Source organism: Pseudoalteromonas sp. NFXS53, assembly GCF_056629255.1.
Genome location: NZ_JBWVBR010000007.1, coordinates 106,795 through 118,396, shown reverse-complemented (window position 1 = coordinate 118,396; position 11,602 = coordinate 106,795). Strand labels below are relative to the sequence as shown.

At 43.4% G+C, this 11,602-nt stretch carries 10 protein-coding genes; all 10 read left to right on the top strand.

Going from position 1 to position 11,602, the window contains the following annotated elements; genetic code table 11:
* Positions 1–52 precede the first annotated feature (52 nt).
* The 10 genes from tssB to tssE all read left to right on the top strand — a co-directional run bounded on the left by tssB (position 53) and on the right by tssE (position 11,597).
* Positions 53–544, top strand: a complete 492-nt coding sequence (gene tssB / locus AC1HJP_RS09635) for a type VI secretion system contractile sheath small subunit (RefSeq protein ID WP_480361617.1) — start codon at positions 53–55, stop codon at positions 542–544.
* A 10-nt stretch (positions 545–554) separates the two neighbouring features.
* The gene (gene tssC, locus AC1HJP_RS09630; RefSeq protein WP_480361616.1) at positions 555–2,006 is read left to right on the top strand and encodes a type VI secretion system contractile sheath large subunit; all 1,452 of its coding nucleotides are present in this window, start codon (positions 555–557) and stop codon (positions 2,004–2,006) included.
* Between the two features lie 74 nt (positions 2,007–2,080).
* Entirely contained in the window at positions 2,081–2,626 is a 546-nt protein-coding gene (gene tssD / locus AC1HJP_RS09625) for a type VI secretion system tube protein TssD (RefSeq protein ID WP_480361615.1), read from the top strand.
* A 56-nt stretch (positions 2,627–2,682) separates the two neighbouring features.
* On the top strand, positions 2,683–3,393 hold the full coding sequence (locus AC1HJP_RS09620; RefSeq protein WP_480361614.1) for a type VI secretion lipoprotein TssJ: 711 nt from the start codon (positions 2,683–2,685) through the stop codon (positions 3,391–3,393).
* A 34-nt stretch (positions 3,394–3,427) separates the two neighbouring features.
* Entirely contained in the window at positions 3,428–4,822 is a 1,395-nt protein-coding gene (gene tssK, locus AC1HJP_RS09615; RefSeq protein WP_480361613.1) for a type VI secretion system baseplate subunit TssK, read from the top strand.
* Between the two features lie 2 nt (positions 4,823–4,824).
* The gene (locus tag AC1HJP_RS09610; protein WP_480361612.1) at positions 4,825–5,466 is read left to right on the top strand and encodes a DotU family type IV/VI secretion system protein; all 642 of its coding nucleotides are present in this window, start codon (positions 4,825–4,827) and stop codon (positions 5,464–5,466) included.
* Between the two features lie 26 nt (positions 5,467–5,492).
* Positions 5,493–8,963 (top strand): type VI secretion protein IcmF/TssM N-terminal domain-containing protein, encoded by a 3,471-nt coding sequence (locus tag AC1HJP_RS09605; protein ID WP_480361611.1) that lies wholly within the window; start codon positions 5,493–5,495, stop codon positions 8,961–8,963.
* Between the two features lie 2 nt (positions 8,964–8,965).
* Positions 8,966–10,669 carry a type VI secretion system contractile sheath large subunit gene (gene tssC / locus AC1HJP_RS09600; RefSeq protein ID WP_480361610.1) on the top strand — a complete coding sequence of 568 codons (1,704 nt, stop codon included), beginning with the start codon at positions 8,966–8,968 and terminating at the stop codon, positions 10,667–10,669.
* An 11-nt stretch (positions 10,670–10,680) separates the two neighbouring features.
* Complete coding sequence (gene tssD / locus AC1HJP_RS09595) at positions 10,681–11,169, top strand: type VI secretion system tube protein TssD (protein ID WP_480361609.1); 489 nt, start codon at positions 10,681–10,683, stop codon at positions 11,167–11,169.
* Between the two features lie 2 nt (positions 11,170–11,171).
* Positions 11,172–11,597: a type VI secretion system baseplate subunit TssE gene (gene tssE / locus AC1HJP_RS09590; protein WP_480361608.1), complete on the top strand. Its 426-nt coding sequence runs from the start codon at positions 11,172–11,174 to the stop codon at positions 11,595–11,597.
* The last annotated feature ends 5 nt before the right edge of the window (positions 11,598–11,602 follow it).

The window sequence follows — 11,602 nt, the reverse complement described above, 5'->3', positions numbered from 1 at the left end:
CTTAGAGCCTTGTTCGTAACACTTGAATTATGCATATAGCTAGGGATATGTAATGAGTAAAAAAAATACTGGTTCAGTCGCACCAAAAGAGAGAGTAAATATCTCTTATAAACCAGCTGTTGGTGATGGCAAAAAACAAATTGAACTACCAATGAAGTTACTTGTTTTAGGTGACTTTACTAACCAACCTGATGACCGCATCGTTGAAGAGCGTGATGTTATCAATGTGAACAATAACAACATTGATAGCGTGATGGCTTCTTTAAACCTAAATACAAGCTTCACGGTTAAAAACCACCTGACTGAGGGCGGTGAAGACTTAGAAGTGAACTTCTCTCCTAAATCAATCAGTGATTTCACACCTGACAAGTTAGCTGAAAGTGTACCTGAGTTAAAGCGTGTACTTGAGCTACGTGCTGCGCTTAAAGCACTGAAAGGACCTTTAGGAAATGTGCCGCAAATGCGTAAGCATATCCAAAAGTTAATTCAAGATAGTGAAACGCGCGAAAAGCTGATCAAAGAGATCGGCACTAGCGAAAAATAAGGTGGAAACAATGGCAACTACTGAAACCATGACGGAAACGCCACTTATCGCAGAGGTACTTGGCTTTACTCGCATCGCTGAACAGGATGAAAGCTACCCGGTTGTAAAACAAGGTGTAGAAGCACTATTACAAGAAGCCCTGAAAAAAGATGACAGCGCTGTACGCGTAGATAAATCATTTGTAAATGACTTAATCGACGAGCTTGATGCACGTTTAAGTCAACAAATGGACGAAATTCTTCATAATGAAGCGTTCAAAGAGCTTGAGCGTCCTTGGAGAAGTTTGAAGTTCTTAACTGAGCGTACTGATTTCTCTCAAAACATTAAGATCGAAATCTTAAATGTGACGAAAGAAGACCTTCAAGAAGACTTTGATGACGCACCAGATCTTACACAAAGCGGTTTATACCGTCGTGTATACACAGAAGAATATGGCCAGTTTGGTGGTGAACCATACGGTGTAATTATTGGTGATTACCAATTTACACATCAAGCAAGCGATGTGCGCTTACTTAAGCAACTAGGTTCATTATCAGCAATGACACATGCGCCATTCATTGGTAACGCAAATCATGAGTTCTTCGGTGTAGATAACTTCGCTGAATTACCAAACCTGAAAGAGCTTGAATCTGTATTTGAAGGTGCACAGTACCGTAAGTGGCACGAATTACGTGAACATGACGATTCACGCAATGTAGGTTTAACACTGCCTAACTTCATGCTACGTCCTACATACGGTGAAGACCTACTTGTACGTGCGTTCAACTACGAAGAAACCGTTTCACAAAAGCAAGACTACCTATGGGGTAATGCGTCTTTTGCTTATGCAAGTCGTTTAGTTGATAGCTTTGCTGAATTCCGCTGGTGTCCGAATATCATCGGTCCACAGTCTGGTGGTGCGGTAGAAGATTTACCTATCAATATCGTAGAGCAAGAAGGCCGTGAAGAAGTATTTGGTCCAGTAGAAGTACAGATCTCTGACCGTAAAGAATATGAATTAGCTGAACTTGGCTTCATTCCACTGACGCTTCGTAAGAATGGTGATCACGCCGTATTCTTCTCGTCAAACTCAATCCAGAAAGCGGTGAAGTTTGGTAATGACGAAGAGTCTAAAATGGCTGAAATGAACTACAAGCTAGGTACACAGCTGCCTTACTTATTCATTGTGAGCCGTTTAGCACACTACATCAAAGTACTTCAGCGTGAAAACTTAGGTAGCTGGAAGTCTCGTTCAGATTTAGAAACTGAATTAAACAAATGGCTACGTCGCTATGTAGCTGACCAAGAGAATCCAAGCCCGGCAACGCGTAGTTCTCGTCCTTTACGTAAGGCGAGCATCACTGTGTCAGAAACTGAAGGCGAGTTAGGTTGGTACTCAGTATCACTAAGCGTAACGCCTCACTTCAAGTTTATGGGTGCTAACTTCACGCTAAGCTTGAGCGGTATCTTAGATAAAGCATAAGCCTGTATAGAAGAAACGAGCTTGATTAGCGCATCAGCGCTAATCAATTATTATAAATCAGAAGGATAGACATTATGCCTAATGAAATTTTTGTAACAATTGAAGACGCAGAAGGTAATAACCTAACTGAAGGCGCATCTTCGAAAGAAAGCATTGGCTCTTACTACAAAGAAGATCACGCAGACAAAATCTTTGCACAAGCTTTCCAAAAGAGCAGCGTATTACCAATCGATCAGCGTAATGGTCAAGTGACTGGTGTTCGTCGTCACGAGTACATCGAAATCACGAAACTAATCGATAAGAGCAGCCCGCTTCTAAATCAATTACTTTCTCAACCAACTGATCTAAACATTCATGTTGAGTTCTACCGTTCTCCAGATGAAACAAGTGGTGGTGAGCCAGTTCGTTACTACCAGGTTAAAGTAGCAGAAGCGAAATTAACGCAAATCGTTACTAACTCTCCAAATGCAATGGATCCAGCAAACGACCACATCATGGCAACTGAAACATTACGTTTCAGCTTCAACGCAGTAGCGTGGAAGCACGATGTATGTGGTACTGAAACTGTTGATACTGCATCAAACGGTGAGAATGCTGACCTAGTAGCATTCGAAGACTAATTTTAGTCTTAAGGTAGGTGCAGTGTTGCGCTGCACCTTATTTAAAGAATTATTTGATGGTTAAAAACACAATGAGCAAGCTTTCTGCAATCGCTTTACTTTCAGCTGCTTTGCTATCGGGATGTGCAAGTCAACTGCCAACTTGGCAGGCTAATATCACCGAGCAGCCTCCTATTCATATTGATGATAAGCAACACCAAGCAAATGACTGGATTTGGGAGGATGGAAGAAATGCTTGGTTTTACCGTGGGTCAGAAGAAATAAAAAAACAAGACACAGTTTGGGATTTCGATGCGCAAGCCTTGGTTTTTCGCTTTACCTCGCCTGAGCAATTGAATCTTCAAGATGGTAAACCTCACACGCTTTATTTACGTGTTTTTCAGTTATCAGATGTCAAAGTATTTAATGACATTCGCCGCAGTCAATCAGGGCTTCGTGAACTGTTAACAGAGCAAGATATTGATAGTTCAATCTTAAGCCATCATGAGCTGATTGTTGAACCAAACGAAAGCGAAATCTTAAAAATCGACCGTTTAAAAGAAACCCGTTTTGTGGCGATTGTTACCGGGTATTTTAATTTAGATGTGGCTGAGTCAGTGCGAGTTTTTGAAGTGCCAGCCGTTGCAAACCGTGTCGATGATCTGAATTTAACCGCGTCAGACTTTATGCCATTCCAAGATCCAGAAGCACCAGATGGCGCAAGGATCCGAGCTTGGGTCGACCTAGGTGTTACCAAAATAGCCCAACTGCAAATGCTTGCAGAGTAATTAGTCCAAATAGAAGAAGTAGTAAAGGATCCCCGTGAGTTTCGAGCAACCCATTTTCTGGCATCAAGGCTTATTTCTGCAACCTCAGCATCTGCAGTACCAATCTTTAAATGCACAGTCAGCTAGCGCAAACGCGTTCAAATTAGCGTCAGGCAATGTTTGGGGGGTGGCAAATATGGCCATTGACGAACATGCGCTGAACAGTCAAATTTTTCAATTAAATTATTTAAACCTTGTGTTTGAAGATGGCACGGCCGTTGACATGCACAGCAATGCGTTAGTTAAACCACGTAGTTTTGAGTCGAATTGGCCAGATAAATCACTGCCTTTAAAAATCTTTGTGGGCTTAAAAAACCTATCAAAGCAGGTAAAAAATACCACGCTAGTACCTAGCTATGATGCTGCCGGCGATATGAATAGCCGTTATGTATGCGCTGATGCAGGACAAGAGTTACTAGATCTCCACCAGGGTGAAGGCACAACTCAGCTTAAAACCATGAAGCATGCACTGAATGTGTTCTTCAATGATGAAGTAGAAGATGCTGCAGACTATCAACTTGTTCAAGTTGCGCAACTAGAGCTAGCAGGTGAAGAAGTGACTCTAAGCACGTCATTCTCAGCGCCAAGTTTATATGTTGGTGCCGCTAAGCAATTACACGACTTGTTAAAGTCGACACGCGACGAATTAATGGGCCGCTCAAAACAGCTTGAAAACTATAAAAGCACATCAACGTCACGTGCCGCAGAGTTTAACCCTGTTGCAGAGCGATACCGCAGTGCATTGCGTGTATTAGCACGTTACATCCCAAGTATTCACCATGTTTGTGAAAACCCATTTATTAAGCCGTCGGATGCGTACGCCATATTAAGAGGGTTAGTGGGTGAACTAAGCACTTACTCACATAGATATTCAATCCTAGGTGAACCACAGGCTTCAGGCGCTGAAGGCTTACCGGCTTATCAGCACCGCAATGCTGCGCAGAGCTTCTTAGCTGCGAAGAAAATTATTGTACAACTATTAGATGAATTAACGGTAAGCCCTGAGTTATTAGCACGTTTTGAAAAAGACGAGCAAGGTCGCTTCACATGTCAGTTATCGAAAGAGTTCTTTGCGCGTCAACACAGCTTGTACTTTGTACTTGAGACGAGCACGCCAACAGCTGATTTTATTAATTCATTTAATACCTTCTCTAAGCTTGCTGCTGAAAACATGGTGGATATTTACGCTGCCCGTGCACTACCAGGTCTTGAGACTCAGTTGCAAACAGAGCAACCAAGTGGTCTAGAGCAACGTGCGAAAGTGACATATTTCACAGTGAATCGCGATAGCGAAAAGTGGCGTGAGATCGAACAGCAAGGTATGGCTGCATTGATCTGGGATGACGCACCAGAAGACTTGAGCGTAGAAATGGTTGTAGTGAGAGGGTAACGATGAGATTAATTGATTGTTTTATCGAAGCCTTAGCGTTTACTCAACAAGTTAAAGCTTCACCACAAGGTCAAGATTACCATCAGGTACGTCAGCTAATGAGCAGCTTTTTAGATAGCCAATATCAAAAAGCGCTAGAAGGCGGCTATTCACAACAGCAGTATCGCCAAGGCTTATTTGCTGCGGTTGCTTATATTGATGAAACCTTAGTGGCCGTTGATTGGGCGGGTAAGACGCAATGGGCTCGTAACTTATTGCAACGTCATTACTTTGATACAGCCAATGCGGGTGTTGAGTTTTATGACCATTTAAGTGGTTTAAACCCATTTAACCCTGCTGAGCGCGACATCCGTGAAGTGTACTACTACAGCTTGATGTTGGGCTTCCAAGGTAAATTTTTCGGCAGCGAAGGCAGTGCCAAGCTCAATGCCATTCAAACTGAGAACCACCAAATACTTGCAGAAGAAGCGTCACAGTTATTCCCTGCTGCAGTCGGTAAAGTAGCTGAATCAACTCCGATTAAAGTAAAGAAAAACTGGTCACCGTTACTCTATGGTGGACCTGTGCTGGCAGCAATTGGTGCATTTTTCTATTTCAAGAAAGCCCTGCTGGACTTAGCAAATATCTTGGTTATTTCGGTTTAATCTCAGCACAAAAGTAAGTGACGATAGTGAAGAAGTTTCTTAAATTTTTATTGATATTATTTGTATGGACCTTGATTACGGCAGTGGCCGTGGCTGGGGCTATTTTTACAGGCAATGATTGGCAGTTAGGTGCCAAGATCAGTGCCGGCTTATTTGTAGCGTGGTTACTGTTTTTGGGTATTCGCAAGGCGATTATTCATTACCAAGCTAAAAAGAAAGTAGAAGCCTTAATCGAGGTTGAAGAGCCTGAAAAGAAACGTTTTGCATTGCCAAAGCGCGAGCCAAAGAGCGAGCTTGAACAAAACTTTAAAGGCATGGTTAAGCTACTACGTGGTAGTTACTTAAAAAATCACGGTGAACCTGAATATGTATTGCCTTGGTACTTAGTGCTGGGCAATGAAGATAGCCAACCGCATGGTGTGATCAAGCAAGCAGCACTTCCGCGCCCAACGATTGAAGACAAAGGCCTTAGCAAGACCGCGCAGGCAATTAACTGGCATTTATATAACCAAGGTATTTTAATTGATACCCCAGCCAGTTATATCAGTGGATCAGGCAGTCAAAATAACGAGTGGATCAAACTACTTGGCATGTTGAAAAAGTACCGTGAGCGCGAGCCTATCAATGGCCTTGTGGTATCGGTGTCTATGTCTGAGTTATTGGCTGACAACAACCAAGCGCTGATTGAGTACGGCACAAATGTACGTAAGAACATTGAACAGCTGATGCAAGTAATGCACATTGAAGTGCCTGTCTACGTTGTGGTAACGGGCTCAGATGCCTTATCAGGTTTCTCTGAACTTGTTAACTCATTAGAAGATGAGCAGCTTGAGCAAGCAATGGGTCAATCGAACCAAGACAGAGAAGCGGTAGAGCCATTTATTAAACGCACTATGGCTGAGATGTCAGAGCGTTTGAAGCAATTAACTTTAAATGCCCTTGCCAATACCAAAGCCGACCCAGATCTATTGTTGCTTGCTAACCAGTTTGAAAGCTTAGAGCGCCCGCTGCGCTTATTCACTGATAGCGTATTCCAAAGCAACCCATATCAAAAGACACCATTCTTTAGAGGCTTATACTTTGTAGCACAACAAGATGAGCAAACGGTATTTGCCCGTCAGTTACTGACTGAAATCTTACCGTCAGAGCGTCATTTATTAGAATCATTAACGCGTTCAGAGCGCGCAGAGCAGGGCAAACAGTTTGGTAAAGCTGCTGTTTGGAATATTGCTGCCGCTGTGGTGTTAGTTAGCTTATATGGTGCGTATCAAAACAAAGCGAGCATTTTAGATGAAGCGCTCACACTGTATGCGGGTAACTTTGAGAAAAGCACTGACTTCTCACAAAACATCGAAACCATGTACGAATATCGCACTATGGTACAGATGTTAAATGGCTATAGCTGGACACCTTGGTTGGCTAATGCCGGTAAGCCTGAGTTTATCACTAAGCTAGAAGGTATTTTCTCTGAGCGTGTACAGATGCGTTTAGTAGATGAAGCCGACAGAGCATTTAGCAAAGAGCTAGCCACCGCATTCGATAGAGATGCAGATATCTCGGAAGAGAAAATTGTTGCCTTCATTAGTACTTTGGTGCGTCGAATTAACATCCTTGATGCGTATATGGCAGGTGAGTCATTTGACAGCATTTCGGCAATGCCAATGCCGTATAACGCCTCAGATGCTGACTTCTTTGATATTAAAGATGAAAGCTCGATTGATCGTCTAAACACGCTGTATGTGCAATCGCTGATGTGGACCAAAGATAAAGGTCTACTGGAGCAAGAGCTTGGTCTAATGAACAAGCAACTAAACGACATTCTGATCAACAGCCGTGATTTCGCGAAGTGGCTGATCCCTTGGGCAAACGCGGTAGCGAAAGACAGCGAAACGCGTATTTCAGATTTCTGGCAAGCGGGCACAGGTGCAATGACAGGTGATGTCGTTGTTAAAGGTGCATTCACCCTAGCTGGTAAAGCACAAATTGATGGCTTTATTGAGCAGATCCGTGCAACCAAACGCTATGACGCTATTTTGAATGACATTGAGCCTGAATTTAGACGTCAATATCAGCGTCAATACCTACAAAGCTGGGAGCAATTCAGCCAAAACTTTATGGCGGGTTCAACTAAGCTGCGCGGTCGTGAAGAATGGTTAACAGTATTAAATAACCTTTCGACAGGTCGTAACATTTACTTCAACGCATTGAACACCTTGGATGAGCAATTAAAGCCATTCTATGATGCTGAAAATGTACCTGACTGGGTCAATATGGTGGGTTACTACCAAGAAATGCGTGCCTTTGGTCCAGAAGAAAAAACCGATAACGGTAAGCAAGGTAAAGTACTCGCAAAGATGGGTATGCAGCTAGCAGCCAAAGCCGGTCCTGTTGGTAAAGCGCTAGCGGGTGCGGGTAAGTCAGGCATGAAGACGCAGAAGAAACTTAATAAAGCGAAAGGCAAGGGCGGTCCAAACGTTGACGAGCGTGCAATGCAGCTTGAAGCGGCAGGTAAGCTATTAGGTGACTACCGCATGGCGATGGAAAACTTCGTTTACAGTGCTGAAATGCGCTCAGTGTCACATGCTGCAGTATCAGGTGTATTTGCTAGCCCAGATAACCCAGGTGCGGGTGAAAGTACCTTGGCTGCTGGGTATACCTCAATCAAGAAACTACAAGCAATTGTTGGTAAAGAAAACAAAGACAATCGTGCATTCTGGCAGTTATATACTGGCGCACTTATGTTGATGCAAGACTACATGGTCGAAGAGTCTGCGTGTGAGCTGCAAGATATTTGGTCACGTGACTTCCTAGCTCAGCTAGAAGGTGTGCCTGAGTACAAGCTAAGTGGTTTAGCGTTTGGTTCTGAAGGTAAACTTTGGGGCTTTATGGATACCAACACAGCGCCATTTGTTGGTGAGCGTTTAGGTGCAGGTTATGTGGCTAAATCACTGGGTGATATTCGCTACCCAGTAAGCGGCGATTTCTTAACCTTTGCGTCACGTGCTAAAGATGCCAAGCAAGCAAAACAAGATGTTTATAAAGTGTCTGTGGCGACTAAGCCAACCAGCGTTAACTTAGATGCGAAATACCATGTAAGTAAAACAGCACTGACTATGCAGTGTGCTGAAGGCAACACAGAATTGGTGAACATGAACTTCCCATCGAACAGCTTGTTTGAGTGGAATGAAAACTGTGCTGACGTGGTACTTAAGCTAGAAGTAGGTCGTATCAATTTAGAAAAACGTTACGAAGGTGCACTGGGCTTCCCTGAATTCTTAAATGACTTTAAGACAGGCACTAAGCGCTTCACCGCAGCTGACTTCCCGAAACAAGCTGAACAGTTACGTCAATCAGGTGTGAGCTTCATGGAAGTGAAGTACAGCTTTGATGGTCACCAGTCACTGTTAGATTCGCTAGAGAATAAGAAGTTAGATATTCCAAGTGAGATCGCACAGTGTTGGGTAAGTAATACCCTAGAATTGGCACAGGCTGACTAAGTATGACTAGACTGGATTTCACTTACCAAAGTCTGGAGCGTGACGAAGCCCGAACTCTGCCATGCAAGTTATTGGTTATCGGTAATTTCTCGGGCTATGCCCGAGATATTGAAGGCGCTTTACAGGCTCAGCGTATTAACAAGAACAATTTTGCAACTGTGATGCGCAGTTTCAATATTGAATTGTTCATAGAGTCGGTTTATATGAATGCAGAAGCATTCAGTGCCAATGCCTTGGTTGTGCAATTGAACTCTATGGCTGACTTTCAACCACAAGTATTGCTACAAAATGTGCCTTACTTGGCGATGGTACAGCAGTTGATCCAACGCTTAGAAGTGCACCAGTCTAGTGAGTTTGATTGCGCAGCGTTATCAGTTGCGCAACAGCAAGTGCTTGCCTCGGTTGGGGTAACACAATCACGCCTATCAAGCAGCGAGTTGTTGTTCTTAATCGGTGACTTACATACTCATTTAAGTGAAATGTTAGACACTGTATTACATGACGAACAATTTCGCGAGCTGGAGTCATTATGGCGTAGTACCTATGACTTAGTGATGCAAGCAGAGCAAGTCGAGAACGCCATTATTGAGCTAGTTAATCTAGACAAAGAAGTGTTGTTTGATGACTTCGAAGCCAATATTAACCTAACAGAAAGTGCGTTATTTGACTTAGTTTATGCCCGCGAATTTGCTCAGTATGGTGGTCAGCCTTACAGCGCACTCATTGCGAATTACCGCTTTAATGCCGGTGCGCAAGACCTACGTTTATTGTCGCGTATTGCAGAAGTCTCTGCTGCGGCTCATGCGCCCTTTATCGCTGCGGTCGACGAAGCCATGATGCAAGTGCAGGACTTTGCCCAGTTACCGCAAGGCTATGAGCTAGAAGAGTTATTTCTTGGAGCAAAATACATTAAATGGCGCAAATTCACTGAGCAACCAGAAGCAAACTTTGTGGCCTTAACGCTGCCAAGTACAGCGCTTAGAGCACGCTATGCATTTAATGCAGGTGATTTAATGTCGATGGCGTATGTCGAAGGTATGACGCAAGACAATGAACAGCAAACAGGCTTGCTGCTGGGTAACGCTAGCTTCGCTTTTGCCAAGTGTTTACTGCAAAGTTATCAGCAGTTCGGTGTCTGTTCTCAGGTTGCAGGTGCCCAAGGCGGTCAAGTGCCGGCGTTATTGGCGCCAAGCCAGTTTGGTTTGCCTGATATTGGTTTAGATGTGCTATTCAGCGAACAGCAAGTGAGCTTATTGGCCAAGCTAGGGTTTATGCCTTTGGCCAATAATGTGGCTGATAATCACTTAAACTTCGCCACTGCAAACAGTGTGCGTTGGGCAGCTTATTCAGCACAGTTACGTCGTCCAGATGCAAGCTACTTAAATGCACAAGCGCAATCGCAACTGCCTTATGTATTCATCACCAGTAAAATCGCGCATTACTTAAAAATGGTACAGCGAGAATTACTCGGCGGCATGCAAAGCGCCAGCGAAATTGAGCAAACACTCTTACGCTGGATCAAACAATACGTGTCTGAAGTTGAAAACCCTTCGGCTTCAATTAAGGCACGTAAGCCACTTAAAAGTGCCGAACTAACGGTCACGCAAAATGACGATCAAGAGCTGGTCGACATACGTTTAGCGATCACCCCGCATATGAAATTTATGGGCCAAGACTTTGTGCTTGGTATCCAAGTTGGTATTTAAGGAGAACATACATGGCAATTCACGGTTACATTCAAATTAATGCCAGCGAGCAAGGCGAGATCATTGGTAGTTCAACTCACCTTTTGCATGAAGGGCAAATTGAAGTATTGAGCTTTGAACACCTTATTGAAGTACCAAAAACAGACATAGGTTTGAGTGCAGGTAAGCCAGTTCATAACGCGCTGCGCATCAATAAGTTGATTGATAAATCGTCTCCTAAATTACAGCAAGCGATGTGGAATCGCGAGGTATTAACTGAGGTGATCATCAGTTGGTATCAACCTAATAAATTAGGTGAAGCTGAACTGTTTTATGAGATCAAATTAGAAAATGCACTAGTAAGTAAAATCCAAGCTTGGACGCCGCATTTATACGAAACGGAGCAAGATAAATACCGTTTAATGGAAGATGTATTTTTCAGCTACGAAAAAATCATCTGGAGCACAGGCGCCGACCGAGAAGTTGAATACGAAGTACAAGCAGTAGGGAGTCAAGCATAACCATGATTGGACTTGCGGTGTTTGAACAGCTTGCTGATTTAGACAGAAACGATGACGAACTCCGTGTGCTTAACGGCACGCATCGTTTGCTTGATGCTGTAAAGAGCAATCTAACCTCGCTATTCAATACCAGAAAAGGCAGCGTTAAGGCCGATCTAAATTATGGCGTTGATGATCTGTCTATGGTGGTCGCTAATGAACAAGCTAGTACCGGTGAAGACATTGCTAAAAGCTTATTAACGGCACTGCATCATTATGAACCTAGGCTACTTGAGCCAAAAATTGAAGTGTTATTGAACGGCCCTGAGAACTTAGCAACCCAGGTGGTTATTCACGCTGATTTGCAAACTCAAGGTCAGCCTGAAGCGTTAACGCTATTTGGGAAAATTTTATCTGATGGCAGTTTTGAGCTGACAGACAAACGTTAAGGTGA

Bases quoted from the DNA above. Each gene is read 5' to 3' on its own strand.
- tssB (WP_480361617.1), top strand. From the start codon at position 53: ATGAGTAAAAAAAATACTGGTTCAGTCGCACCAAAAGAGAGAGTAAAT.
- tssC (WP_480361616.1), top strand. From the start codon at position 555: ATGGCAACTACTGAAACCATGACGGAAACGCCACTTATCGCAGAGGTA.
- tssD (WP_480361615.1), top strand. From the start codon at position 2,081: ATGCCTAATGAAATTTTTGTAACAATTGAAGACGCAGAAGGTAATAAC.
- AC1HJP_RS09620 (WP_480361614.1), top strand. From the start codon at position 2,683: ATGGTTAAAAACACAATGAGCAAGCTTTCTGCAATCGCTTTACTTTCA.
- AC1HJP_RS09610 (WP_480361612.1), top strand. From the start codon at position 4,825: ATGAGATTAATTGATTGTTTTATCGAAGCCTTAGCGTTTACTCAACAA.
- tssC (WP_480361610.1), top strand. From the start codon at position 8,966: ATGACTAGACTGGATTTCACTTACCAAAGTCTGGAGCGTGACGAAGCC.
- tssD (WP_480361609.1), top strand. From the start codon at position 10,681: ATGGCAATTCACGGTTACATTCAAATTAATGCCAGCGAGCAAGGCGAG.
- tssE (WP_480361608.1), top strand. From the start codon at position 11,172: ATGATTGGACTTGCGGTGTTTGAACAGCTTGCTGATTTAGACAGAAAC.